Below are 25,291 nucleotides of genomic sequence, written 5' to 3' on the forward strand. Positions count from 1 at the left end.
TTAACTTTTACGGTAGGGATAAGAGGACAAAGTGCTATGTCTGACTCAGATCATCTGATTAAAATTATCGCTAATATGGCCATTTTTCTTGAATTCACGGATGAGGATTTACTCTGTCCCGATGCTGCTGTTGAGATGATGGAAAGTATTGCCGCCGGACTTCAGCCATTAACGGACGTTGGAAAAGCGAGGGTAATCGAATCCTTTGCAGAGATTGCAAAATCGTATCGGCCCGATGAAGCTGACTTTGTTAAAACCCTTCCAGATACGCCAGGTTTACGTTGAAACACTCGAAATAAACATTGATTTTAAATATGAGAATTAAAAAAGCCTTTATTTTTAGAACATCGTGCACAATTCAATAAATGGCGCGCTGAATACTGGAAACAGCGATCTGACGATTTCAAACAGGGGATGGTATGACAGATAGCCTGAATGATGTTATAGAGGAATTAAAGGTCGTATCCGGTAACGAGAGAAGCAATGTTCCTTTGCCGGATGATACAATTATTTCTCAGTATGAAGAGGAAGTGGGTTTTTCTTTTTCACTTGGCTACAAAAAACTTCTCCAGGAAGTTGGCAATATCTCTTACGGAACAATCGAACTCTTGTCTGTCACAGTAGATAAAAAGTTCCATGGCGAGTTATCAACGGCTATAAATGATGCAAAAGAAATCGGTGTACCTGCGTCGTGGTTACCCATATGTGAAGATAACGGTAGTTATTATTGTATAGACCCACAAGGTCGCGTCCGATATTGGACTGGCGATGGTGCTAGTGAAGAACAGTGGCATGATTTAGCCGCCTGGGTGAAAGATGTTTGGCTCGATGGCAACTAAGGTAAGCCAAGGTAGTATTTTACAAGGAAATCCCTGTAGCCATAAAATATGTTTTTTGGAGCACCTGTAGAAGCGGCGATCCAAAAACGCCCATGTCATGGCATAGTCCTCATACCCCGGACATCGCCTGACAAACGCGTCGGCTGTGATGAAATTATGAAGATACAGACGATAAAATGACTATCGAGAAGACAACGCCAGTCTTAGATAAAATGCAATGCATGGCTACTGGGTTTAAAACACAATGAATAAATGACGTTAATAGAACATCAGAGCAATACAATGCATTAGGTCCTGAGGATTCACCTTTCTGGTTACGATAGAATAATAAATCATGGCCCGCCTTCAGATGAATGTTAAGATAGTTCCATTCAATGATGGGGACTCAGCAAGATCACCCTGTACTAACACATTCGGAAGGTGAACTGAGATGTTAATGAAAATTAGCGATCTACAGAAACAGGTTGAAACCCGGATAGCAAAAATAAGTTTTCCGGCTCATGCGATTGTCCTTCATACTTCACCGGTTGATGATGGGACCCCTTACATTTCGTTCGAAAACGGAAAATATAATTATATCATTTCGGAAAGGGGATATGAGTTTTCCAGACAAGTGACAGCGTCTTCAGATGAGCTCCTTTATTGGATTATTTATGATTTTGTGCACGTCATAGCTGTAGATTATGAACGCGCGCATCGAATTCCCGGCAGAGACAGCCGACGTCTCTATTTCCCTAAGATCGTCGAACTTATGGGCAAAATAAATCAAAGTTGGGGTGTGAAAGCACAGAGTCATCACGATGAAATACGGGTAAACAGCCCTTTTGACGATAGCCTTTACCCTTAAATGAGAAATAAAAATGCCTGTATTTTTAGAACAAATTTTATCCGTATGCAGTAATGACCTATCTTTATCCAAGGGGATTACGCTCCCGTCTGATTTTCATCATTATCCTCTGATTGAGGATTTAACTACTTTATTAAATGAAAGAAACGGATTTTATGGTTTTGAGTCAGCCTTGCATTTTTTTCCTTTAGAGACAGACGGGGAAGAGATCGGCGTGATTGACTGGAATGACAATACGTTATGGATTGATTGTTACGACGATCTCGCTCGTAATGCCATCTTCTTTGCGGAAGATGTTTTTGGTGGTCAATTTTGTATAAAAGAAGATGGAATATACTCTTTCGATCCTGAGACGGGCTCTGTTGATTACCTTGCACCCGATATCAATGAATGGTGTAAAACAATACTTGAAGATTATGAGGTCTTAACAGGCTACCCACTGGCAAACGCATGGCAGAAAAAGCATGGGCTAATCCCAGCGGGTTATCGCTTAGTTCCGAAAATACCGTTTGTTGTAGGTGGACAGTATGTGCTGGATAATCTTTATTTAGAAAAATCGACAGTAGCCATGAAAGCAAGAGCCAATATTGCATTGCAAATAAGAGATATCCCTGATGGTAGCAATATTAAGATAAGATTAATTGGCAGTGACAAATAAAAGAATATCGCCTGTTCGTTTCGATAGCGTATGGGCAATGAATCACAATGTTCACCATTCTAAAAATCAGTGTCTTAGGTATACCCACAGGGTTGGTGTTCTGGATTTTGGTATCCATTAAAAAACAGGCATCATCTTCCAGTGCGAAGATGATGTATAACGTGACGTAGCATCACAATACTTAATCCAAATTACTGACTACCCTACCAAAATAGGGGAGGCAAATTCCAGGACTATTCCGGCCTTTAAGATTATTCCCTATTTCATCCCCTGCCAAAAAAACCAACAATTTAACCGCTTTATGTGGCGTGGAATATCTCCTGATTTTGATAAGGATATATCCGACATAACTTACAAAAAATGGTGACAAGGATTACGGAAATGAAAACTCTCTCTCTGGCGGTATTGGTCGCGGCGGGTCTGATGAGCGGTGCGGCACTGGCGGATAATCACACCGTCTCTGTCGGATATGCGCAGAGTAAAGTCGAACATTTTAAAAATATTCGCGGCGTGAACGCGCAATATCGCTATGAGTGGAATTCTCCGGTCAGCGTGATGGGGTCATTCACCTATATGAGCGGCGACGACGACCAGAATTATTCTATTGCGTCTGACTCGATTCGTAACCACGTTGACGTGAAATATTACTCCCTGATGGTCGGCCCGGCTTACCGGATTAACGACTTCGTCTCCCTGTACGCGCTGGGCGGTTTTGCCCACACCAAAGCGGACGGCGACACCACCTGGGTCAACGGCGGGGATAACTATACCCAGCGCGACAGCATCTCCGAAAAATCGTCCTCTTTCGCCTACGGCGCGGGCGTGCAGTTTAACCCGACCGCAGAGCTGGCGATTAACGTTGGTTACGAAGGGACCACCACTGATATCGACGGCGATCGTGGGATCAACGGCTTCAACGTCGGCGTAGGCTATCGTTTCTAATCTCTGCGGCCTGATGCCGGGTGGCGGCTTCGCCTGACCCGGCCTGCGATCCGCATGTTGTGTAGGCCCGGCAAGCGCAGCGCCGCCGGGCGCTACAGAACGCACGTTGCCTGCATAATGTGGGCGATAAACTGAGTCAATTTCGGCAGCGGGCGTAAGTCCTGCCGCCACAGCAGATGCACCGGCCGCGGTTCAGGCGTGAAGTGTTCCAGCACCCGAATCAGCCGACCGTTCGCCAGCTCGTCGGCCACCAGCACCTCGGGTTGCAGCAGCAGTCCCGCCCCGGCAATGGCCGCCATCCGCAGGCCGTAGCCATCGTTACAGCGCAAAATCGCATCGCGCTTCCAGCGCACCTCCCCTTCCACACCCGGCAAGCGCCATTCGTTGCGCGCGGTCCAGACCGTGTGGGACAAGCACAGATGATCCACCAGATCGGCGGGCGTCACCGGCGTGCCGTGACGGGCTAAATAGTCCGGTGCCGCGCAAATCACCATCCGGTACGGGCAGAGGTATTTCGCCACCAGACCCTCGGTATGAAGATCGCCGATGCGGATCGCCAGGTCCACCCCCTCATCCACCAGATCCACCCGCCGGTTGGTCAGATCCAGCTCGACGCGCACGTCCGGGAAGCGCTGCAAAAAGGTGGCGGTCAGGGGCGCAATCACGCAGCCGCCAAACGAAGTGGGCGCGGTCACCCGCAGCGTGCCCGCCGGTGTCGCACGCAACCGTTCGACCGCGCTTTCGGCAATGGACACTTGCTCCAGCACCCGTTTTGCCTCGTCAACGTAAACCCGCCCGGCATCGGTCAGGCTCTGACGCCGGGTATTGCGCTCCAGCAAGCGGGTGCCGAGCTGGGTTTCCAGCAGGGCGATGTATTTCCCGACCATCACCGCCGACATCGCCAGCCGCGTCGCTGCCCCGGTAAAGCTGCCGCTCTCCACCACCGCAATAAACGTTTCCATGCCGCGAAGCTTATCCATATTACAAACCCCTGGTTAGTAATCATCTAACGTCAGGCCAGTTTATCCGGCTTTCGGTTTGTTAAACAATGGCGGCTCACAACATAAGGAGTCGGCTATGAAAATCGTCATTATTGGTGCCAGCGGTACGGTCGGTCGGGCAGTAACCGAGGAGTTGAGTCGTCGTCATGAGGTGATCCGCGTGGGTCGCACGCAGGGCGAGTACCCGGTGGATATCACCTCCCAGGCCAGCGTGCAGGCGCTGTTCGAAAGTATCGGTCCGGTGGATGCGATTGTCTCGGCCAGCGGCGGGCTGCACTTTGGCCCACTGGCGACCATGACCGACGGCGATTTTAACCAGGGGCTTCAGGATAAATTGCTGGGACAGGTGCGGCTGGCGCTGACCGGACAGCACTACCTGAATGAGGGCGGGTCGATCACCTTGATCAGCGGAATTGTGGCCGACGAGCCGATTGCCCAGGGGGTGAATGCCACCACGGTCAACGCCGCGCTGGAAGGCTTTGTCCGCGCCGCCGCCTGCGAACTGCCGCGTGGGATCCGCATCAATCTGATAAGCCCGACAGTATTAACCGAATCGGCCGCCGCCTACGACGGTTTCTTCCCGGGCTTTACCAGCGTCCCCGCCGCCACCGTCGCCCAGGCCTATCGCCGCAGCGTGGAAGGGGTGCAGAGCGGACGGGTGTATAAGGTGGGGTATTGAGCCTTAACGGCTGCGATCAACACCAGCATCGGGCGTTCTGCCTCTTCGGCCAGCGCAGGCCAGGCGTCAATCTGCGCCTGCGTTGGCCCCCATTCGTTGACGTCGCGAATCGTCAGCCCGGCCTTGATCAACGCGTTGAGGATCGTGCCCAGCGTGCGGTGGTATTTGATCACCCCTTCTGCCAGCCAGTTGCTGACGCGCTGGCCCTCATTCTGATACTGATTAACGCCCCAGAAACGCGCCCCGTTATCGTCAGTCAACCAGCCCTGGCGCGTGGCACAGGTGTAGATGGGGTGTTCAATGGAAAACACCAGGCTGCCGCCCGGCTTGAGCGCGGACTGAATTTTTGCAAACAGGCCATCAAGGTCCGGCAAATAGTGCAGCGCCAGTGAGCTGTAGACCAGATCAAGGCTGTTCCCGGTAAGGATAAGGGATTCGAGGTCGCTGCGCTGGTAGTGGATGCTGGCGTCATCGGTGAGCTCAGCGGCACGCGCGAGCATCTTTTCGGAGAGGTCAACCCCGGTCACGTCAGCCGCACCCAGCTCACGCGCCACGCGGCAAAACCATCCGTAGCCGCAGCCAAGATCGATAACCGACTTGCCCGCCAGGTCCGGCAGCATACTTTTGAGAGCAGGCCATTCCGGTGCGCCGTCCAGGCCCTGTACCGAGCGCGGTAGCTGGGCGTAACCGTCGAAAAAGGCCGGATTATCGTAGATGTTTTGTGCCATGACAGATCCCTTTGAGAATGTGCATAGCAGTATACGGCATTGCCGGGGGCGCTTCGCTTGCCCGGCCTACAAAATCCTACAATGCGGCCTGTTGCCCTCACCCCTCCCTCTCCCACAGGGAGAGGGCGCAAACACTAAAAACGGTAACTGGCGTTACCGTTTTGCTTTTACCTCAGCCTACCGAACCCCACACCAGATTCCCGTTATGGAAGGTGGCGGTACGCGGCGAGATGCGCGCCACCGCTTCGGCGGAACAGGAGGCATCCACCAGCACAAAGCTGGCGGCGTCCTGCGCCTTCGGCCATACGCGCTCACCTTTGTCGTTCAGCGGCAGCACGTCACCGGTGGCGATACCCAATGAGCGGGACAGCGTCTGCTCGTTCGGGCGGATATAGAGCTGGGCATACAGGTTGGCTTTTTCCAGCATGTCGCCCAGGCCATACGGCGACCAGTGGTCGATCACGCTGTCGGTACCGGAGATCACAAATACGCCCTTGTCGCGCAGCTGCTTGAGCGGCATATGCAGGGTGCCAATCGGCACCGTCGATGCCACGGTGATTTGCTGTGCCGCCATGCGGGTGGCGATGTCATCCACCTGCTTCTCGTCCATCATCGCCAGCGCAAAGCCGTGGCTGATGGTCAGTTTGCCCTTCAGCTCCGGGGTTTTCTCAACCGTCGAGACCATATAATTCACCGCCGCAATGCCCGCCGGGCTGGTTTCGTGCAGGTGGATATCCACCCCTTTGTCGTAATCCAGCGCAATCTGGAACATCAGGTCGAGGGATTTTTCCATCGCCCCGTCGACGCTGGTCGGATCCAGCCCACCGACGTAATGCGCCCCAGCCTGCATCGCCTCGCGCATCAGCGATTCCGAGTTGGAGAGCAGCAGCCCGTGCTGCGGGAAAGCAACAATCTCACAGTCAAATCCGGGTTTACGGCGCGCCAGTACCGCCTGCAAATTTTCGAGGTTCTTCAGGCCGGAGGTCGGCTCGATGTTGCAGTGGCTGCGGGCGATGGAGGAGCCTTTCGACTGAATCAGGTCGATCAGTTTTTCTGCCCGCTCCTGAGTATACGGCTGCAGTTCCGGGAGCAGCTTGTGCTCGAGGCGGATCATGTCCTGAATGGTGGTGCCCGCCGGGCGGTTCAGCGAGCGCCACGGGCCACCGTAGAAAGTTTTATCCAGGTGGATATGCATGTCGCGCATCGCCGGCAGCAGCAGTTTGCCGCCCGCGTCGTAGTGCGGCAGCGTGGCATCGGCGTGGCTTTTGTTGTCACGCAGGGCGGCGATTTTACCGTCCTTGATCTCCAGCGTTTTCAGCTCGGTGAGAGTGCTGACGGCCACGTTGCCGTCGAAGTTAAATCCGGCCTCCAGCAGGACGTTATCCAGATAGTAGTGTTTGGCGGTGATGTTCATCGGTTTGCCGGTCTCGCAGGTCGGTTTTGCGGTGTCAGCAGCATACGCGACGGAGCCGGTCGCGCCAAACAGCGCGCAGGCGGTGGCAGCGGTTGCGATTTTGCCGCTCTGGCTGAGAAATTCCCGGCGGCTTTTATTCTCACTCATTGTCTTTTCCTTTTACTTACGCATTCACAAGGTTCGCCGCGCAGCAGCGCGGGCAGGCAGTCCAGTCAGGTCACGCATTCACAATATGGGTGCCGGTCTCGCCGCGCAGCGCCGCAGGCAGGCACTCCGGCGAGGTGATGATCACCCGGCTGCCGCCGTGGTGCAGGAATTCCAGGCTGGCGACAATTTTTGGCAGCATGCTGCCCGCCGGGAAATGTCCCTCTTCCATATAACGGGTCATCTGCGCCACGTTCACCGTCTCCAGCGCCTGCTGGTTTGGCTTGCCGAAGTTAACGCACACTTTCTCGACGCCGGTGGTGATGACCAGCACGTTGGCGTGGATCTCACGCGCCAGCAGCGCGGTGGAGAGATCTTTGTCGATCACCGCATCCACGCTCTGGTAATCCCCTTCGGCGCTGCGCACCACCGGGATCCCGCCGCCGCCCGCGCCGATCACCACAAAGCCTTGTTGGGTGAGCGCCTTAATGGCGTCGGCTTCGACGATGCGCACCGGCTGCGGCGAGGCCACCACGCGGCGATATCCGCGGCCTGCGTCTTCGACAAAGTGCCAGTCAGGGTGGGCAAGCTGCAAAGCATCGCGCTGGGCTTCGCTAAAAAATGCGCCGATCGGTTTGGTCGGATGGGCAAAGCCGGGGTCGTTTTTGTCGACTTCGACCTGGGTCACTACCGTCACCGCTTTCTGATCGCCGCGCGCGGCCAGCTTATTGTTCAGCGCCTGCTGGATCAGGTAGCCGATCCCGCCCTGGGTATCCGCCACGCAGTTGGCCAGCGGAGTCAGCGGCAGGCCTTCCCGCTCGTGAGCGATCTCGGCGCGGCGCAGATCCAGCCCCACCTGCGGGCCATTGCCGTGAGTGAGGACGATGTCGTAGTCGGAGGCCAGCATTTCAAGCACCGATTCCGCAACCGACTTAACTGCCTGGGCCTGGTGCTGAATCGACTGGCTGGCATTGTCTTTGATAATGCTGTTGCCGCCGATGGCGACCACCATGAGTTCTTTCATTGTGTTTCCTTTGGCTTGGGTGCGGTCTGGTGCCCTCACCCCGGCCCTCTTCCACAGGGAGGGGGTGTCATCGTTCCCTCTCCCTGTGGAAGAGGGTTAGGGTGAGGGGACAAAATCAGGCTTCTGAAACCGGTACGCCGGTACGCGCCTCTTCCCGGCTATCCAGAACGTGTTTCAGCACAAACATCGCCCCCATCATCAGGTAGGCCGTGACGAACGTCAGCGAACTGCCTTCGGCAAAGCCGACCACCGGGGCGTGGATCACGCCGAACAGCGCCAGCAGTGCCCCCATCACCGCAGCGATAGCGCCACGCAGCGGTTTGTTGATGATCGAGAAGATGGCGATACAGCCCCACAGCATACTGGCGAGCGGTGCGCCGTTACCCAGATGCATCAAGCCCTCGTAGTAAATGCCTTTGCTGTGCAGCACATCGAGACCGATTTTTCCCGCGTTGGTGCCCGCCGCCGCCATCACGCTGTTCATCATGGTTAGCGCCCAGTTGGCGATCCACGGGAACAGACAGATAAAGATGACGGGCACCTCCACTTTGGGCGTTTCCCTCACCACCTGGTTGGCGGTCACCACCCCGATAAACACCAGTATCGGCACGATGGCGGTCATCGGGATGATGGCGAGCATAAAGGCCCCGAGCCCGAACAGCGGCACAATGAACATGGTCACGCCGGAAGCCAGCGTGTAGCCGATGCTCGCCCCCATTGCTTTCCAGCCCGCGTGGCCGACGTACACCGTCACCGGGAACGGGTTGCCCATCAGGCAGCCGAGCATCGACGCCAGGCCGTTGGCGAGCATCACCTTGCGGGTTGGGTATTCATCCCCCGCCGCGTGGGCGCTCTCGATGTTCTCGAGGTCAAAGATGTAGTTCGCCAGCCCCAGCGGAACAGCAGACGCCAGGTACGGCAGCGCGTGCGGCAAGCCCTGCATAAAGCTGTCGATATGCACTTCCGGCGGGTTAAAGCCGAACGACGACATCGAGGCTTTGATGGCGTCCGGGCTTTGCATACCGGAGATCCACGCCAGCGCGGTTCCGGCGATCAGCAGCAGCAGACCGGTCGGGATGCGGGCGAAGATTGGCTTTTTGCCAAACCAGTTGATGAAGATCAGCAGCAGGACGATAAACGACACGGTCGGCGCTTCGAACGCCTGCAGCATCGGGTTCATCGCCAGCAGCAGCAGACCCAAACCGGACAGGCACGACAGCAGCACGGTGCGCGGGATCATCTTGCGGATGGTTTCGCCTAAGAACGAGCCGCCCGCGAGGATCATCGCCTCAACAAAACACCACACCAGGCCAATCTGGATCGCAAAGTCCGCATCGCCGGTTTGCTGATAAACCGGCATCAGCACCAGGAAGGTCACGGTAAAAATCGACGGCGCGCTGGGCCCGGACGGCAGCGCGGTAACGTCGCTGCGCCCGGTCTGGCGCGCCATCTGCAGGCCAAACCACGTGTAGCAGAGGCTCGCCACCAGCACCGCCAGCCCGAAGGCCGGGGCAATACGGCCATACACAATCTCTTTCGGGATGCCGACGACAAAAATGAGCAGCCCCATCATGGTCAGCAAATTGGTCAGGTTGTTGGTCATCAACCCGAAATATGCCGCCCAGTCACCTCTTTTCCACTCCAGTTTCATGCTTTTCATGGATGCTTACCTTACAGGACGTAGCGATCGCGGAAAGTTAACAGCGCCTTTTCAAAACAGCTAAATGGCGGGTGGACAATGCCCGCGCCAATCATACCGATCCCGGCATCTTTGTGAGCGATGGCGGTGTTGATCACCGGCAGAATGCCGCTGCCCGCCACTTTGGTGATGTCGATAGCGGTCGGGATGCCCATAAACGACAGCAGCGGAATGGTGACGTTCGGGTTTTCGCCGAGGGTGATTTCACGCATCTGGCGCGAGAAATCGACGGCTTCGTCCACCGTCCCGCCCACCAGCGCCACAATCGCCGGCGCTGTCGCCATCGCAAAGCCGCCGATGCCGTAGGTTTCGGTGATGGCGCTGTCGCCGATATCCAGCCCGGAGTCTTCTGGTCGGTAGCCCGCAAACATCGGGCCGATGACCTGCTGTGCCGGGCCGGTAAACCACTGTCCCGGCAGGCCGGAAATGCGCAGACCAAACTCGTAGCCGTTGCGCGCCATGGTGGTGACCACGGTGCTGTACTCGATGCCGTGCGCGGCATCCAGCGCGGCTTTACACATCGCCATCCACGTCGGGCCGGAGAAGTAGTCGCTGCTGGCAACAAACTCAAACACCTGGCGCTGCTGCTCCACCGGATAGCCGGCCTGAATCAGCCCTGGGGTCAAAGCCTGGATCAGCAGCGTGGTGCCCGCGTTGTTACGGTTGTGGCACTCGTCGCCCATGTGTAGCGCCTGGGCCAGCATCAGGCGCAGGTCGATTTCGCCGATGATTTTCATGGCATCGCGCAGCATCGGGCCAAGCACGTCACGCATCCAGTTCAGACGGTCGATCACGCTCTGGTCGTTGGCGCCCATGCGCAGGATCTTGGCCATCTGCTCGCTGAGGTTGGTAAACGCCCGGTTGCCGTAGGTTTTGTTCTCGACGATGTGCATAAACATCGATGCCGAGGTGACGCCCGCCATCGAGCCCACGCAGTCGTGCTCGTGGCACGGCGAGAAGGTGATGTCGCCGGAGGCCGCCAGCCGCGCCGCGTCGTCCAGATCGCTTGCCAGCCCTTCAAACACCAGCGCCCCGGTCACCGCGCCTTTCATCGCCCCGCACATGTTTTCCCACGCCACCGGCGGACCGGCGTGCAGGATGGTGGTGCGGGTCATGCCCGGCACCACGTTGATGGCCTGATCAAAGCCCACCAGCACCGGATGGGACTGGACAATGCGCTCCAGCGCAATGTTGTTGGCGGCGGCAATTTTCTCGGCCAGCGGTTTGAGGGCCAGCTGATCCAGCGCCTCCACCACCTGCATGTTGCCCTGCCCCGGCGGCGTCCAGTCGAGATGGGTCACCGGCACGTGCTGTTTTTTCAGGTCGTCGCTGAACAGGGAAATCCCGACGTTAATGACATTCAGCGGCTGGTTAAATAACGATTTCATCAGGCTTTCTCTCCTTTGCAGACAAATTCACGTGCCAGTAATCCGGTATTGGTACTGCTGCTGGCCCAGATCACGCCTGCATCGGTTAACAGCTGGCACTGCTGGCTGAGCGACGGGGTATCCAGATCGGTGCCCAGCACGTAGCCAAGAATTTCCAGCGGACGGTTGTCGGCCTGCGCAATGGCCTGCGCCTGTTTGATGGCGTCGATCATCACCCCGACCGGGTCTTCGTGCGAGCCGAAGCCGAGCACAAAGTCCATCACGATCACCCCCACTTGCGGATCGCGCGCTTCCTGCAGCAGGCGGCTGATGCGGTTGGTCGGGTCGATCATCGGGTGCGGCTTGCCGTTGGTGAAATCGTCATCGCCAAAGTCGAGGAAGGTGTGGGCCTGGCTGACGTTGATGTCGGCCAGGCGTTTGGTTGGATCCGGCTGGATGTTGCTGTAGACGTCGTCGTACTTTTCCAGCGCGGCGAACATCGCTTCATCGCACAGGGTGCCGCCGCAGAACAGGCCGCGAATGTACTTCTGCTGCGGGGTCAGACGAGCGCGGACCTCTTCGATCAGCGGCCAGTTGAGCGGGTGCAGATCCAGCGACTCTTTTTTAATGCCGGTGAGCAGGACTGCCTTCAGCGCCGCCTCTTTGGTGCCGCGAGCAAACTGCAGGCCGTCTTCGTCGGCAGGCGGCTGATTGCGCCCTAAGAAGCAGACGACCACCGGTTTGCGGCAGGTGCGGGCGCGGGCCAGCACTTTTTCGGCCACTGCCGGAGCGGGCGGTTTGGAGATCAGCACGATTGCCTGGGTGGCATCGTCGGCCTCCAGCATCGCGATGGCGTCGAGCATCATCAGCCCGCCGATTTTCTCGCTCAGATCGCGACCGCCGGTGCCGATCAGCTGAGAGATGCCGCCGCCGAACTCATGAATGCGCGCGCTCAGCTCCTGGCTGCCGGTGCCGGATGCGCCAACGATACCAATCGGCCCACGACGGACGGCGTTGGCAAAGCACAGACCCGCGCCGTTAATAATGGCGGTGCCGCAGTCCGGGCCCATCATCAGTAAGCCTTTCTCGTGCGCCAGCTGCTTGAGGGCCAGCTCGTCATCCAGCGACACGTTATCGGAAAACAGCATCACGTTGAGGTCGTGTTCCAGCGCCTGTCGCGCTTCGCGGGCGGCAAAGGTGCCGTTGACCGAGATCACCGCAAGATTGCTGTCCGGGCGATGGGTTTTGGCGCTGGCGAGGGTGGCATAGCGTGACTCGTGGCTGCCACCGCTCTCTTTGCGGGTGAACAGCGCTTCGATGGCGGCCAGCGTTTCGTCGTTGGCAGCGTCGCCTTTAATCACGATCATCAGGTCGCCATTTTTGGCCTCGGCTAATTCCGGGGTCAGCAGACCGAGGTTTTTCAAAACCCCTTTGTTCATTTCTGTCGCCATGGCGACAAATGCCTGCTCGACGCCGGGTAATTTATTGGCTTTGGTGGAGACCGACATCAGTGAGACAGAATCAAAATAGGTATTCTTTTTTATAACGATTTTGGTGGGCATGGGTTCCTCCCGAATGCGGGCAAAAGGGGGCCACATCACGCCCGAAGGCGTGATGGAAAAGGCTATGTTTATTACCGGCCAGCCCGAATCGGCTGGCCGGGGGTATTACGCGCCTGCGGCGATCAGCAGGTCGGCAATCTCGTTGAAGCCTTTTTCACGGGCCAGCGCGAGCGGGGATTTGCCGTATTTGTCGGTCATGTGCGGGTTGGCGCCGTGGTCCAGCAGCAGCTTGACGATTTCCTGCTGGCGGGCACCGCCGTCATTTAAGACGATGGCTTCCAGCAGCGGCGTCCAGCCCACAAAGTTGGTGTGGTTGACGTTAATGTCGGTGTGGGTCAGCAGCTCCTGCACCACTTCCAGATGGCCTTTTTCGCTGGCGGGGGTAATGCCGACGCCGCCAAAGCGGGTCAGCCTGTCCAGATCCGGGTTGGCCGGCAACACCAGGCGCAGCAGGGTGAGATCGTTGGTCAGGCAGCTGATTAAAAACGGATTGAAACAGGTCTGATCCTGCTGATCGACACTGGCCCCGGCGGCAATCAGTAATTCCACGCAGGGATAGTGTTTATTCAGGCTGGCAATAATAATGGCGGTTCTTTTCTGGCGGTTGGTGGCATTAATATCCACCCCTTTATCCAGACAGGCTTTTAGCGCGTCGGTATTACCCTGTTCGGCAGCAAACAGAAATTCAGTAACGAGTTCATTGGTAGACATATCCACACTCCTGGTTTTCCTTTCTGATGGACTGAGCATAGCAACCGCCTGGTCAGAAAAGAATCCGCTTAAAAAGGATTCATCGACAGGAGTTTCATTGTTGAGTTAAATTTAACAGTCGAGCCAAAATGTGCGTCTGTGCAACCTTTTCCTTATGTTTTGCCGCGTTTTAGCTCGCTAAGCTGCATTATGCTTATGGCTGCGCAGCCCTTGCGCTGCGCGGCTCGCAACAAATATACAGAACTGTGACCGGCGTCAAATGAGTTGTAACCGCGCTGTTAAAATATGTTCAAAACTGATGACTGCCTGGAGCCGTGATATGAATTCCATCTTTACCGAAGAGAATCTGCTGGCCTTCACCACGGCGGCACGTTTTGGCAGCTTCAGTAAAGCCGCCGGTGAGCTGGGGGTGACCACCTCGGCCATCAGCTACACCATCAAACGGATGGAGACCGGCCTCGACGTGGTGTTGTTTGTGCGCAATACCCGCAGCATCGAGCTGACCGAGTCGGGCTTTTATTTTTACCGCAAAGCCATTGACCTGCTGAATGACTTTCACGCCATCAAGCGCGGGATCGACACCATATCGCAGGGGATCGAGACGCGGGTGCGGATCTGTATTAACCAGTTGCTTTACACCCCGCGCCACACCGCCCGTCTGCTGCAGGTGATGAAAAAGCAGTTCCCCACCTGCCAGATCACCGTCACCACCGAGGTGTATAACGGCGTCTGGGATTCGATCATTAATAATCAGGCCAACATTGCGATTGGCGCGCCGGACACGCTGCTGGACGGCGGCGGCATTGATTACACCGAGATTGGCGCCATCCGCTGGGTGTTTGCCATCGCCCCGGACCATCCGCTGGCGCTGGCCCCGGAGCCGTTGGCCGAAAGCCAGCTGCGGCTGTACCCCAACATCATGGTCGAAGACACCGCCCACACCATCAATAAAAAAGTCGGCTGGCTGCTGCACGGCCAGGAGGCGATCCTGGTCCCGGATTTTAATACCAAGTGTCAGTGTCAGATTTTGGGCGAGGGGATCGGGTTTTTACCGGAGCATATGGCGCGCGAGGCGGTTGAGAACGGATTGCTGGTGACGCGGCGGATCAATAATACCCGGCAGGATTCGCGCATGCTGCTCGCCACGCAGCATGCGGCCACCGGTCAGGTCACCCGCTGGATCAAACAGCAGTTTGCCCCGCAGGGGGTGCTGACCGATATTTATAACGATTTACTGTGGCGGGCTTAGTCGCGGCTCTGCACCCAGAACGAATGAATAAGGCCGGGGATGTAGCCCAGTAAGGTCAGAATGATGTTGAGGATAAACGCCCAACCGAAGCCCTTGCCCAGCAGCACGCCGAGGGGCGGTAACAGAATAGTGATGACAATACGCCAGAAACCCATAAATTCTCCATGTAAGCAGTCAGGTCATTGTATAAAAAGAGATTTTAACTCTAAGCGTAGTGAATTTAAGCCGGTCTGCCACCCTTCGCGCCCGCTTTTACCCTCCTTTACCGTCTGATTGTAGCGATTTAGGAGTAGTCTGCCGCTGACGCTGTACCCTGGCCATCGCCTGGGCTATGTTAAGAGCACACCAACCAGAAGGAGTTAAGTATGTTTTCTGTAGGCGATTTTGTGCAGCCGCGTATGGGCGGTCCAAAACTGAAAGTGATCGAAGTGCATGAGGATCAGGTCGTGGCTGTGCAGGCCAGCAACGAGCAGGGCGAAAAATTCACCCTGAAAGCCGCCGATGTGACGCTGTATAAAGAAGACGGTGATTTCGGCGTCTGCTAAATTTGTCGGGCGGAGTTCTCCGCCCGCGCTGTCACCTTCCCTGTTTTACCCATCTTCACTATCCCTCTGTTTAGAAACGAAAAAACCAAACCTCAAAGACAAAATAACGCCCATCACGCAAAACCGCTTCGCCCGGAGTATTTTGTGGCCAAACCGCCATTAAATAAAAATTTATCGCTAATTGTGAGTTTCAATCCAGCGATATACCCTATGCGTGAAAAATTAATCAAATTAAAGCACTACCCCACCTACTATTTCTCTCAAGGAGTCAGGACATGTTTTCACGGCAGTCTCGCCTGCGCCACGCGGTCGCGGATACGTTCGCGATGGTGGTTTACTGTTCGGTGGTGAACATGCTGATTGAAATCTTCCTCTCCGGCATGTCCTTTGAGCAGTCGCTTTCGTCGCGACTGGTGGCGGTGCCGGTGAATATCCTGATTGCCTGGCCGTACGGCTTTTACCGCGACGCGATCATGCGCCTGGCCCGGCGCTACAGCCCGGCAGGCTGGATGAAAAATCTGGCGGATATTCTGGCGTATGTCACTTTTCAGTCGCCGGTGTACGTGGCGATTTTGCTGACGGTGGGGGCAGACTGGCACCAGATCGCCGCAGCCGTGAGTTCCAACATCGTGGTCTCAATGCTGATGGGCGCGGTGTACGGGTATTTTCTCGACTACTGTCGCCGACTGTTCAAAGTCAGCCAGTATCATCAGGTCAAAGCGTAGGGCGCGGACTGGCGCAAGCCAGTCGCGTGATTACGGCGATTCGCCAAACAACCCAGCCAGAAAGCGCTCCAGCGCCATACGGGAACTGAAGCCGTGCGGGATGCCATAATGCTGGTGCGTGTCGCCGCTGAGTCCGCCTAAATAGAGCGGAAACTGCTCGTAGTGGTCGCTGGTTTTCATCTCTGACGCCGGTTCCGCATAGGAAATACTGCGGTCTTTCAGCGTTGGGTGAATGATCAGCGCCATGCGCCCCAACCGGGCTTCCCGGTTGACGTAAACGTAATTATCCCCGCGACGGTAGCCGTAGGCTTTATGGGTTACCACATCCACGGTAAATCCCGCTTTTTCCAGTTCACGCGCCACTTCATCGGGTCGTAAATACATATTTAATCCTCGTTATCATTCCTGCGGGGCAACCTTAACGTATTCAGCAATAGCAGGGCTTTCAGATAAATCCATAAACGGCCTGATTAGTCGTGACTCGCTTCAGAGTTTAAAAAGCTGGTCTAAACTGACTATTACCGCAAATCAAGGGAGCAGCGTATGTTTAACAGACTTAATAAAAACGATGTAGATAACGACGTTCAGGATATTCATAACGATGTCAGTCAATTAGCGGACACACTGGAATCTGTACTGAAATCCTGGGGTTCGGATGCGAAGGGCGAAGCTGAAGACGCCAGACGTAAAGCTAAGTCGCTGCTGCGCGAGACGCGTGCGCGGATGCAGGGGCGCTCGCAGGCTAAGCAGGCGGCGTGTGATGCGATAGGGTGTGCGAATACGTTTATTCGTGAGCGACCACTGTATGCAGTGGGGACGGTAGCGGCAGTGGGGATCTTTATTGGCGCGCTGCTGAGTATGCGTAAGTAATTCGATAGTTCCCTCTCCTTTGGGAGAGGGTTAGGGTTCAGCTCGGACGGTTCCCTCTCCTTTGGGAGAGGGTTAGGGTGAGGGGGAACATGCCGCTCGGTGGTGGTTCCGTTCACTTTACGTTCTCTATTTCTCTGTAAACCACGTCACACGTGAACGTGTTAAGGGGGTCGCCACCCCCTTAACAATCCCGGCTCCCGGCAAGAAAATCGCCGCTTCGCGGTTCCTTCGGCTTATTCCTTCCGGCTTTCGGGGACGGGCGGAGGTAACATCCCTGTAAATCCGCCCTCTCGGCGCATCCATGCGCCTCGCCCCGGCCTCCAGGCAACGCCTCAGCGATTTTCAGCCGGACGTTGGTGCCCGCTGTGATTTATTGAATCTCTTTTCTGGTTTTTTTTTATTTCTTTCTCTAAATTCGCGCTATCCCGCATCATGCCTGCCCTGGCCTCAACCCAGCCAAATTTCCCATATATTGTATGGTTGAAACTTAAGATATCTACATCTAGTATTCTCTCTATCGACACAGACCCGAATCGACGCATTTAATCGCGCCGGATCCTCATTTTAAATGGAAATACGAATCATGCGTATTATTATTTACACTCGTAATGACTGCGTGCAGTGCCATGCCACCAAACGCGCGATGGAGAGCCGTGGCGTGGCTTTCGAGATGGTCAATGTGGACCTCGAACCGGACGCCGCCGAGACGCTACGGGCGCAGGGTTTTCGTCAGTTACCGGTGGTGGTCGCCGGAGAAACCAGCTGGTCGGGGTTCCGCCCGGACATGATTAATCGTCTGCACGCCCAGGCCGCTCACGCATGAGCCTGCTCGTCTACTTCTCCAGCAGCTCGGAAAATACGCACCGCTTTATTGCACGCGTCGGGCTGCCCGCCGTGCGTATCCCGCTGAACGAGCGGGAACGTATTCAGGTAGACGAGCCCTATATTCTGGTGGTGCCAAGCTATGGCGGTGGCGGAACGGCTGGCGCGGTGCCGCGTCAGGCGATCCGCTTTTTAAACGACCCGCATAACCGGGCGCTGCTCCGCGGCGTGATTGCCGCCGGGAACCGTAATTTCGGCGAGGCGTTCTGCCGTGCCGGGGATGTTATTTCGCAAAAATGCGGCGTGCCGTATCTCTATCGCTTCGAGCTGATGGGGACCCAACAGGACGTCGACAACGTGCGTACAGGAGTGAACGAATTTTGGCAACGACAACCGCAGAGCGCGTGATGCAGGCATCGATGGATTTCCATGCCCTTAACGCCATGCTCAATCTGTACGATCGCGACGGGCGCATTCAGTTTGGCAAAGACGCCGAAGCGGTAGACGCCTTTTTTACCGCCCACGTCTACCCCAACAGCGTGACCTTTGCCAGCCAGCAGGCGCGTCTCGATTACCTGGTCAGCGAAAGCTACTACGACGCCCGGGTGCTGTCGCGCTTTGACAGCGACTTTGTGCTGAGCCTGTTTGCCCACGCCCACGCCAGCGGTTTTCGTTTCCAGACCTTCCTCGGCGCGTGGAAGTATTACACCAGCTACACCCTGAAAACCTTCGACGGTAAGCGCTATCTGGAACACTTCGAAGACCGGGTGGTGATGGTGGCGCTGACCCTCGCGCAGGGGGATCAAACCCTCGCCCGCCAGCTCACCGACGAGATGCTGGCCGGGCGTTTTCAGCCCGCGACGCCTACCTTCCTCAACTGCGGTAAAGCCCAGCGCGGGGAGCTGGTCTCCTGCTTCCTGCTGCGCATCGAAGACAACATGGAGTCGATTGGCCGCGCCGTGAACTCGGCGCTGCAGCTTTCCCGACGTGGCGGCGGCATGGCGCTTTTGCTCTCCAACCTGCGTGAAGCGGGCGCGCCCATTAAGCGCATTGAGAACCAGTCTTCCGGGGTGATCCCGGTGATGAAGATGCTGGAAGATGCGTTCTCGTACGCCAACCAGCTCGGTGCCCGTCAGGGCGCGGGGGCGGTGTATTTGCACGCCCATCACCCGGACATCATGCGCTTTCTCGATACCAAACGGGAAAACGCCGACGAGAAGATCCGCATCAAAACCCTGTCGCTGGGGGTGGTGATCCCGGATGTCACCTTCCGGCTGGCCAAAGAGAACGCCGAGATGGCGCTGTTCTCGCCGTATGACGTGGAGCGGATTTACGGCAAGCCGTTTGGCGACGTGGCGATAAGCGAGCTGTATGACGAACTGGTCGCCGACGCGCGCATCCGCAAAACCTGGCTCAACGCCCGGGACTTCTTCCAGCGTCTGGCGGAGATCCAGTTTGAATCCGGCTATCCGTACATCATGTATGAAGACACGGTGAACCGCGCCAACCCGATTGCCGGGCGCATCAACATGAGCAACCTGTGCTCGGAGATTTTGCAGGTCAACAGCGCCTCGACCTATGACGAAAACCTCGACTACGCGGCGATCGGCAAGGATATCTCGTGCAACCTCGGCTCGCTGAACATTGCCCACACCATGGATTCACCGGACTTTGGCCGCACCGTCGAGACCGCCGTGCGCGGCCTGTCGGCGGTGTCGGACATGAGCCACATCCGCAGCGTGCCGTCGGTGGAGGCCGGTAACGCCGCCTCGCACGCCATCGGACTGGGGCAGATGAACCTGCACGGCTATCTGGCGCGGGAAGGGATTGCCTACGGCAGCCCCGAAGGGCTGGACTTCACCAACCTCTACTTCTACACCATCACCTGGCATGCGCTGCATACCTCGATGATGATGGCGCGCGAGCGCAGCCAGCGCTTTGCGGGCTTTGAGCAGTCGCGCTACGCCAGCGGCGAGTACTTTAAACAGTATCTGGAAAACGACTGGCAGCCGAAAACCGACACCGTGCGCGCCCTGTTTGCCCGCGCAGGAATCACCCTGCCGACGCACGCCATGTGGCAGCAGCTGCGTGACGACGTGATGCAGTACGGCATCTACAACCAGAATTTACAGGCGGTGCCGCCGACCGGATCAATCTCGTACATCAACCACGCGACCTCGAGCATTCACCCTATCGTGTCGAAAATCGAGATCCGCAAAGAGGGCAAAATCGGGCGCGTTTACTACCCTGCCCCGTTTATGACTAACGAGAACCTGGCCCTGTATCAGGATGCCTATGAGATCGGCCCGGAAAAAATTATCGATACCTACGCCGAGGCAACTAAACACGTCGATCAGGGGCTGTCGCTGACGCTGTTCTTCCCGGATACCGCCACCACCCGCGACATCAACCGGGCACAGATTTACGCCTGGAAGAAAGGGATCAAGACCCTGTACTACATTCGCCTGCGTCAGCTTGCGCTGGAAGGCACAGAAACAGAAGGCTGCGTGTCCTGCGCGCTGTAAGGAGAAAAGATGCAACCGTCGCTCGTCCGAGCCGTTAACTGGAACAAGATTGAGGATGATAAAGACCTGGAGGTCTGGAACCGTCTGACCAGCAACTTCTGGCTGCCGGAGAAGGTGCCGCTGTCGAATGATATCCCGGCGTGGCAGGCGCTGAGCCCCGCCGAACAGCAGCTGACCATCCGGGTGTTTACCGGCCTGACCCTGCTCGACACGGTGCAAAATACCGTTGGCGCGCCGGGGCTGATGGCCGATGCCCTGACGCCGCATGAAGAAGCGGTGATGTCCAACATCAGCTTTATGGAGGCGGTGCACGCCCGCTCGTACAGCTCGATTTTTTCTACCCTCTGCCAGACGCAGGATGTGGATGCGGCCTACCGCTGGAGTGAAGAGAGCCCTTCCCTGCAGCGCAAAGCCCTGCGGGTGCTGGAACATTATCGCGCCAATGAGCCGTTAAAAAAGAAAATCGCCAGCGTGTTTCTGGAATCGTTCCTGTTCTATTCCGGCTTCTGGCTGCCGATGTACATGTCGAGCCGGGGCAAGCTCACTAACACCGCCGACCTGATCCGTCTGATCATCCGCGACGAAGCGGTACACGGGTACTACATCGGCTATAAGTACCAGAAAGGGCTGGAGAAAGTTAGCGCAGCCGAACGCGAGGCGCTGCAAGGCTTTGCCCTCGATTTGCTGATGGATCTGTATGATAACGAGCTGGCGTACACCGACGAGCTGTACGCCGGAACCGGCTGGGAAGAGGATGTGAAAGCCTTCCTGTGCTACAACGCCAACAAAGCGCTGATGAACCTCGGCTACGAGGCGCTGTTCCCGCCGGAAATGGCGGCGGTTAATCCTGCCATCCTCTCGGCATTGTCGCCGAACGCCGATGAAAACCACGACTTCTTCTCCGGTTCCGGCTCCTCGTATGTGATGGGCAAAACGGTCGAAACCGAAGACAAGGACTGGGATTTCTGAAGAAGAAGCCGGATTGCTGTTAACGCGCGCGCGCTGAGGTGCGCTGCACAACGAAAACGCTGATCAGCACGATAGCAAGCCCAACCAACGCGGTGCTGCTGAGGGCCTGGGACAGGATTATCCAGCCGAGCAGCACCGCGGTTAACGGACTGAGTAATCCCAGCGACGCCACCGCCACCCCCGGCAACCGGGTGATGCCGCGAAACCACAGGCCGTACGCCACGAACGCCCCGGCCAGGCTCAGCCAGCTATAAGCGGCATAGTGCGTGGCGGTAAGCGTGGGCAGCGGCGCGTCGAACAGCCAGGCGGCGGGCGCGAGCATCAATCCCCCCAACACCAGCTGCCAGCCAGTGAGCGCCATCACCGGCATGTCAGTCTGCCAGCGACGCGTTAACCAGACCCCGGTTGCCATGCAGCTCGCCCCCAGCAACGCCGCCGCTATCCCGATGGGTTCAAAAACGGTCTGCGGCGAAAGCAGTAAAACGGCCATCCCGACCACGCCTGCCAGCGCGGCCCACAGCGTGATGTTGTGCGGCGCACGACGGTCGACTGCCCAGATTAACACCATCACCAGCAGCGGCTGGATCGCCCCCAGCACCGCAGCCAGCCCACCGGGCAAGCGGTATGCCGCCACAAACAGCAGCGCTTGAAACACGCCAATATTGAGTGCGCTGAGGATCAGCAGCCGCCCGATGTCACGGTACGCAGGCAGGCGCAACGTGAACAGCAGCAGCAAAATCCCGGCCGGAAGCACGCGGATCAGCGCCGCCGTAAAGGGCCTGTCCGGCGGCAGAAACTGGGTTGTCACGATATAGGTTGAGCCCCAGATCGCTGGGGCCAGCGCCGTCAACAGCACGTCGCGCCAGTAAGAAAGAGAAAATGACGAATCCATAATTTTGCACTTACCTTCAATTCAAGATAAAATCAGTCTGTCGAGCAATTAACTTGAAGTCAAGATAAATGAGCCAACCAACCAAACCGTCACCTGATGCCGTTGATGCCATTCTTGCGCAGTGGCAGCGCGAACGACCGGACCTGGACTGCAGCCCGATGGGCCCGATTGGGCGCATCAGGCGCTGTGCGATACTGCTGGAACAGCGGCTGGAATCCACGTTTGCGCAGTTTGAACTGAGTGGATGGGAGTTCGATATGCTGGCGACGCTGCGCCGCGCGGGTGCGCCCTACAACCTTAGCCCCACGGAACTGTTTTCGACATTAATGGTGACCTCCGGCACCATGACCCATCGCCTGAAACGCCTGGAATCGCGAGGCTTAATCAGTCGGCAGGCAAATGCCCACGATGCGCGGAGTATGCTGGTGCAGCTCACGGATGAGGGACTGACGCTGATAAACCACGCGGTCGAAAAGCACGTTGAGAATGAAAGGCAGATATTGTCGGGGGTGTCGGCTGAATCGCTGGCGGAGTTGGATCGGCGGTTGAAGGAGTTGTTGGGGGAGCTGGAGGGGCTTGCTCGGTGAAAGTTGTAGAGGGGAGTGCTTTTTGATTAGGTGGGGATTGTAGATGTCTGCTGAGGGCGAGGAGCGGAGGTTATACAATCGGAAATGAAAGTTATGCTGCTTTAACATGTCAAAGTGATCTTTTCCATCGTTGAACCTCACAAGCCAGCATCCTTCTAGACCCTCACTTTTCTTTTTTGCGCTCTATCTTCAAAAGAACTTTAAATTACTCATCTACGCGTTTTTATTGCCGATAACATTAATATCAAATTCACGTCATACAAACACTGATGACTTCAGGCAAGGGATAAAATGGAACTGATCGATTACGATAAAAATGCACTTCAGCAAATTCACGACTGGAAAAACCCACAGCGAGGTTTTCTAGCTAAATCATTTGAATTAATAAGCAAACCTTTAAACAGCGCCGGAGAGTTGGTTCTTTCAACGCCTGTCGTCGGTGAAGCCATTCAATCTTCTGTGCAGGGCCTGGTGGGTGTCTGTAACGATGCCGCACTGTGGTCAGTGCGACCAGAGGCGATTTTCGAAGAGTTCCGTAATGACGGGCATATCCACATCAATCACTACGCAGATATTGAAACGTTACGTCTTGAGGACATTGATAAAACCGTCGGCTGGCTGGCAGCTAAATACAAGGGTATTGCGCTGGCGGAAGGTGCAGGCACGGGTATGATGGGGATTGCAGGGATAACCATCGATATACCTACCCTCATTACATTGAATCTGCGAGCAATCGGAGAGTATGCGACGTATTACGGTTTTGATATCACCCGTCAGGAAGAACGGCTTTTTGCCTTTAACATATTGGGGCTTTCATCTGCTTCATCGACTATGGCGAAAAACGTCGCCATGGCGCAACTGGTAAAAATATCGCAGCAGGTCGCCAAGAAAGTAGTTTGGGAAGAGTTGGAAAAACAAGTATTTGTGAAGATTATTAAGCAGATTGCCAACAGCCTGGGGGTTCGTCTCACTAAAGCAAAACTGGCCCAAACGATTCCTATCGCAGGCGCGGCCGTTGGCGGTAGTTATAACGCCTATTTCACCAGTAACGTCTGTGATGCGGCCTACCACCTTTATCGCGAGCGCTTCCTGGCGATGAAATACGATCCGTCTGTGATTGATATCACGGTAAAGCCTGCGGATGGTTTTTTACCCAGCGACGGCGATCCGGTTTTCGAATGAGTAAAAATGGGTCGTCTTCGACTCTTTTTTCGGTATGAAAGACTGTTTTCATAAACGATAACTGAATCTGAATAGCCACAAATTTAACAGATACTTCAGTAGTCAACTTTCAACCTGGCAAAAAATACCAACTTCGTTTTTGTTAAGAAGCGGACCAAGTAACTAAGCTGTGGTCCGCTATGAGCGAAAAGCGGGCATTAACGCCCAATTAAAGTGTGAAGCACGTATTCACCATACTCAATTTGAATACCTTAATCACTAAATTTGAACCAAACTGAAAATGCCAAGCGTGCTGAGCCATTCTTAAATTGTTTGTTATATTTCAAGCACGACAGAGTCAATAGACAACCTTGAGTTATCAGAAATATCCTCGACAAACTCAGCCCACGTACCTCTCTCGACTCTTCGACTGCAATAATGCGAAGTAGCCCTAATGAAGCCAATAGCGACGTCATACAAATCTTGGATAAATTCTTCTATAATAGCTTCGTTGTTGTCACCGTAGGATAAAAATATAGAGTCACGATAGTTCGCTTTACCACGGTATCTAAATGCCTGAATAAGGAAATTAACTTGTCCTTTTTCTAGTGCGTGATCGCGAACTTCGCGAGCAGCTTTCGTGCGAAAGTTGTCAACACCAAGAGCTTTGAAATCACGAGAAGTTCTCACCCTCTCTTCTGTTTCCCACTTTTTGTAGCCATGAGTCCCCTTTAGATAGGAAACCAGTGCACCATGAGCAGTTTCATTATCATAAGCTCTATCATTCAGGTCGAAACGGTTAGCACCTCTATATGCAGCAATCTCGGCATCAGCAGTGTTTGAAACTAAACTAGTTAGAAGAAGATTAAATGGATATGGGATAAGTTCTTTTTCCGCGATATCTGACTGCCAAACTTTTGCTGTGGCTGTATGTGTCTCTTGAATAGAACCAGAAGATGCTGCAACCATCGCGCTAGCGGAAAAATAGATACTGTAATACCAAGAAATAATAGCTGAACGACATATGTCATATTTATCTTCGACATCTTTATTCATACTTTTCAAAGATGACAGATTATGTAAGGCCATCATTGTGTTCTCAAACACAAGCGTATCAGCTTCACGATTGACAGGTCTACGTTGTACCCGAGCATATAAATCATTTAGTTTATCATCGGCACAAGCGTCACCGTTAACGACTTCGGCAAGGGCCCTCATCCAATTTACAGTCCCCTGAAACGCAAACCGGGGCTCTGCCTGATCACCGGCTTCAAATAGCCTGTCTAATAGCCACTTACTCATGATAAACCTTTGGAAATATGCGGTTATTC

Annotated in this window: 28 protein-coding genes; 16 read left to right on the plus strand and 12 right to left on the minus strand. The window is 55.3% G+C overall.

Annotated features, from left to right (window positions below):
- Nucleotides 1–36 precede the first annotated feature (36 nt).
- The 5 genes from M8013_RS08490 to M8013_RS08510 all read left to right on the plus strand — a co-directional run bounded on the left by M8013_RS08490 (nucleotide 37) and on the right by M8013_RS08510 (nucleotide 3,286).
- Complete coding sequence (locus tag M8013_RS08490) at nucleotides 37–285, plus strand: hypothetical protein (protein ID WP_271267352.1); 249 nt, start codon at nucleotides 37–39, stop codon at nucleotides 283–285.
- A 134-nt stretch (nucleotides 286–419) separates the two neighbouring features.
- Nucleotides 420–839, plus strand: coding sequence for an SMI1/KNR4 family protein (locus M8013_RS08495; protein WP_271267353.1), 420 nt, complete (start codon nucleotides 420–422; stop codon nucleotides 837–839).
- A 430-nt stretch (nucleotides 840–1,269) separates the two neighbouring features.
- Nucleotides 1,270–1,686 (plus strand): Imm63 family immunity protein, encoded by a 417-nt coding sequence (locus M8013_RS08500; protein ID WP_271267354.1) that lies wholly within the window; start codon nucleotides 1,270–1,272, stop codon nucleotides 1,684–1,686.
- A gap of 13 nt (nucleotides 1,687–1,699) precedes the next feature.
- Nucleotides 1,700–2,344: an SMI1/KNR4 family protein gene (locus M8013_RS08505; protein WP_271267355.1), complete on the plus strand. Its 645-nt coding sequence runs from the start codon at nucleotides 1,700–1,702 to the stop codon at nucleotides 2,342–2,344.
- Between the two features lie 381 nt (nucleotides 2,345–2,725).
- Nucleotides 2,726–3,286, plus strand: coding sequence for an Ail/Lom family outer membrane beta-barrel protein (locus M8013_RS08510; RefSeq protein ID WP_271267356.1), 561 nt, complete (start codon nucleotides 2,726–2,728; stop codon nucleotides 3,284–3,286).
- A 92-nt stretch (nucleotides 3,287–3,378) separates the two neighbouring features.
- Here the strand turns inward: M8013_RS08510 and M8013_RS08515 are convergent, their stop codons facing one another.
- On the minus strand, nucleotides 3,379–4,266 hold the full coding sequence (locus M8013_RS08515) for a LysR family transcriptional regulator (RefSeq protein ID WP_271267357.1): 888 nt from the start codon (nucleotides 4,264–4,266) through the stop codon (nucleotides 3,379–3,381).
- Between the two features lie 97 nt (nucleotides 4,267–4,363).
- Here M8013_RS08515 and M8013_RS08520 point away from each other — a divergent pair, with 97 nt between their 5' ends.
- Nucleotides 4,364–4,966, plus strand: a complete 603-nt coding sequence (locus M8013_RS08520) for a short chain dehydrogenase (RefSeq protein WP_271267358.1) — start codon at nucleotides 4,364–4,366, stop codon at nucleotides 4,964–4,966.
- Here the strand turns inward: M8013_RS08520 and M8013_RS08525 are convergent.
- From M8013_RS08525 to M8013_RS08555, 7 genes are all read right to left on the minus strand, one after another.
- Nucleotides 4,909–5,694, minus strand: a complete 786-nt coding sequence (locus M8013_RS08525) for a class I SAM-dependent methyltransferase (protein WP_271267359.1) — start codon at nucleotides 5,692–5,694, stop codon at nucleotides 4,909–4,911. The two genes, M8013_RS08520 and M8013_RS08525, sit on opposite strands and share 58 nt — an antisense overlap.
- Before the next feature lie 172 nt (nucleotides 5,695–5,866).
- Complete coding sequence (locus tag M8013_RS08530) at nucleotides 5,867–7,255, minus strand: amidohydrolase family protein (RefSeq protein ID WP_271267360.1); 1,389 nt, start codon at nucleotides 7,253–7,255, stop codon at nucleotides 5,867–5,869.
- 70 nt (nucleotides 7,256–7,325) lie between these two features.
- On the minus strand, nucleotides 7,326–8,276 hold the full coding sequence (locus M8013_RS08535) for a carbamate kinase family protein (protein WP_271267361.1): 951 nt from the start codon (nucleotides 8,274–8,276) through the stop codon (nucleotides 7,326–7,328).
- Between the two features lie 115 nt (nucleotides 8,277–8,391).
- A complete protein-coding gene (locus M8013_RS08540; RefSeq protein WP_271267362.1) occupies nucleotides 8,392–9,936 on the minus strand; it encodes a xanthine permease in 1,545 nt (514 codons plus the stop codon).
- An 11-nt stretch (nucleotides 9,937–9,947) separates the two neighbouring features.
- Entirely contained in the window at nucleotides 9,948–11,366 is a 1,419-nt protein-coding gene (locus M8013_RS08545) for a YlbE family protein (protein WP_271267430.1), read from the minus strand.
- Nucleotides 11,363–12,904, minus strand: a complete 1,542-nt coding sequence (fdrA, locus tag M8013_RS08550; protein WP_271267363.1) for an acyl-CoA synthetase FdrA — start codon at nucleotides 12,902–12,904, stop codon at nucleotides 11,363–11,365. The genes M8013_RS08545 and fdrA overlap by 4 nt, the downstream gene beginning before the upstream one ends.
- 105 nt (nucleotides 12,905–13,009) lie before the next feature.
- Nucleotides 13,010–13,615 (minus strand): ankyrin repeat domain-containing protein, encoded by a 606-nt coding sequence (locus tag M8013_RS08555; RefSeq protein ID WP_271267364.1) that lies wholly within the window; start codon nucleotides 13,613–13,615, stop codon nucleotides 13,010–13,012.
- A 319-nt stretch (nucleotides 13,616–13,934) separates the two neighbouring features.
- On the opposite strand from M8013_RS08555, the gene M8013_RS08560 reads away from it, so the two are divergent.
- The gene (locus tag M8013_RS08560) at nucleotides 13,935–14,864 is read left to right on the plus strand and encodes a LysR substrate-binding domain-containing protein (protein WP_271267365.1); all 930 of its coding nucleotides are present in this window, start codon (nucleotides 13,935–13,937) and stop codon (nucleotides 14,862–14,864) included.
- On the opposite strand, the gene M8013_RS08565 is transcribed toward M8013_RS08560, so the two are convergent.
- Complete coding sequence (locus tag M8013_RS08565; RefSeq protein ID WP_271267366.1) at nucleotides 14,861–15,019, minus strand: YqaE/Pmp3 family membrane protein; 159 nt, start codon at nucleotides 15,017–15,019, stop codon at nucleotides 14,861–14,863. The two genes, M8013_RS08560 and M8013_RS08565, sit on opposite strands and share 4 nt — an antisense overlap.
- 210 nt (nucleotides 15,020–15,229) lie before the next feature.
- Here M8013_RS08565 and M8013_RS08570 point away from each other — a divergent pair, with 210 nt between their 5' ends.
- Nucleotides 15,230–15,409, plus strand: a complete 180-nt coding sequence (locus tag M8013_RS08570; RefSeq protein WP_271267367.1) for a hypothetical protein — start codon at nucleotides 15,230–15,232, stop codon at nucleotides 15,407–15,409.
- A gap of 275 nt (nucleotides 15,410–15,684) precedes the next feature.
- A complete protein-coding gene (alaE, locus tag M8013_RS08575; RefSeq protein ID WP_271267368.1) occupies nucleotides 15,685–16,134 on the plus strand; it encodes an L-alanine exporter AlaE in 450 nt (149 codons plus the stop codon).
- Nucleotides 16,135–16,164: 30 nt separating this feature from the next.
- On the opposite strand, the gene M8013_RS08580 is transcribed toward alaE, so the two are convergent.
- A complete protein-coding gene (locus M8013_RS08580) occupies nucleotides 16,165–16,518 on the minus strand; it encodes a DUF2002 family protein (protein WP_271267369.1) in 354 nt (117 codons plus the stop codon).
- Nucleotides 16,519–16,677: 159 nt separating this feature from the next.
- Between M8013_RS08580 and M8013_RS08585 the strand changes: the two genes are divergently transcribed.
- The 5 genes from M8013_RS08585 to nrdF all read left to right on the plus strand — a co-directional run bounded on the left by M8013_RS08585 (nucleotide 16,678) and on the right by nrdF (nucleotide 21,320).
- Nucleotides 16,678–17,004: an ElaB/YgaM/YqjD family protein gene (locus M8013_RS08585; RefSeq protein ID WP_271267370.1), complete on the plus strand. Its 327-nt coding sequence runs from the start codon at nucleotides 16,678–16,680 to the stop codon at nucleotides 17,002–17,004.
- Nucleotides 17,005–17,572: 568 nt separating this feature from the next.
- Nucleotides 17,573–17,827 (plus strand): glutaredoxin-like protein NrdH, encoded by a 255-nt coding sequence (gene nrdH, locus M8013_RS08590; RefSeq protein ID WP_271267371.1) that lies wholly within the window; start codon nucleotides 17,573–17,575, stop codon nucleotides 17,825–17,827.
- Nucleotides 17,824–18,234 (plus strand): class Ib ribonucleoside-diphosphate reductase assembly flavoprotein NrdI, encoded by a 411-nt coding sequence (gene nrdI, locus M8013_RS08595; protein ID WP_271267372.1) that lies wholly within the window; start codon nucleotides 17,824–17,826, stop codon nucleotides 18,232–18,234. Before nrdH ends, nrdI begins: the two co-directional genes overlap by 4 nt.
- Nucleotides 18,207–20,351, plus strand: a complete 2,145-nt coding sequence (nrdE, locus tag M8013_RS08600; protein WP_271267373.1) for a class 1b ribonucleoside-diphosphate reductase subunit alpha — start codon at nucleotides 18,207–18,209, stop codon at nucleotides 20,349–20,351. Before nrdI ends, nrdE begins: the two co-directional genes overlap by 28 nt.
- Before the next feature lie 9 nt (nucleotides 20,352–20,360).
- Nucleotides 20,361–21,320 (plus strand): class 1b ribonucleoside-diphosphate reductase subunit beta, encoded by a 960-nt coding sequence (nrdF, locus tag M8013_RS08605; RefSeq protein WP_271267374.1) that lies wholly within the window; start codon nucleotides 20,361–20,363, stop codon nucleotides 21,318–21,320.
- A 19-nt stretch (nucleotides 21,321–21,339) separates the two neighbouring features.
- On the opposite strand, the gene M8013_RS08610 is transcribed toward nrdF, so the two are convergent.
- Complete coding sequence (locus tag M8013_RS08610; RefSeq protein ID WP_271267375.1) at nucleotides 21,340–22,212, minus strand: EamA family transporter; 873 nt, start codon at nucleotides 22,210–22,212, stop codon at nucleotides 21,340–21,342.
- 68 nt (nucleotides 22,213–22,280) lie between these two features.
- Between M8013_RS08610 and M8013_RS08615 the strand changes: the two genes are divergently transcribed.
- Nucleotides 22,281–22,799, plus strand: a complete 519-nt coding sequence (locus M8013_RS08615; RefSeq protein ID WP_271267376.1) for a MarR family winged helix-turn-helix transcriptional regulator — start codon at nucleotides 22,281–22,283, stop codon at nucleotides 22,797–22,799.
- A 291-nt stretch (nucleotides 22,800–23,090) separates the two neighbouring features.
- The gene (locus tag M8013_RS08620) at nucleotides 23,091–23,981 is read left to right on the plus strand and encodes an EcsC family protein (RefSeq protein ID WP_271267377.1); all 891 of its coding nucleotides are present in this window, start codon (nucleotides 23,091–23,093) and stop codon (nucleotides 23,979–23,981) included.
- Between the two features lie 315 nt (nucleotides 23,982–24,296).
- Here M8013_RS08620 and M8013_RS08625 read toward each other — a convergent pair whose 3' ends face one another.
- Nucleotides 24,297–25,262, minus strand: a complete 966-nt coding sequence (locus tag M8013_RS08625; RefSeq protein ID WP_200640315.1) for a hypothetical protein — start codon at nucleotides 25,260–25,262, stop codon at nucleotides 24,297–24,299.
- Nucleotides 25,263–25,291 lie beyond the last annotated feature (29 nt).

Origin of the sequence: Silvania confinis (genome assembly GCF_025564085.1) — a bacterium.
Taxonomy (GTDB): Bacteria; Pseudomonadota; Gammaproteobacteria; order Enterobacterales; family Enterobacteriaceae; genus Enterobacter; species Enterobacter confinis.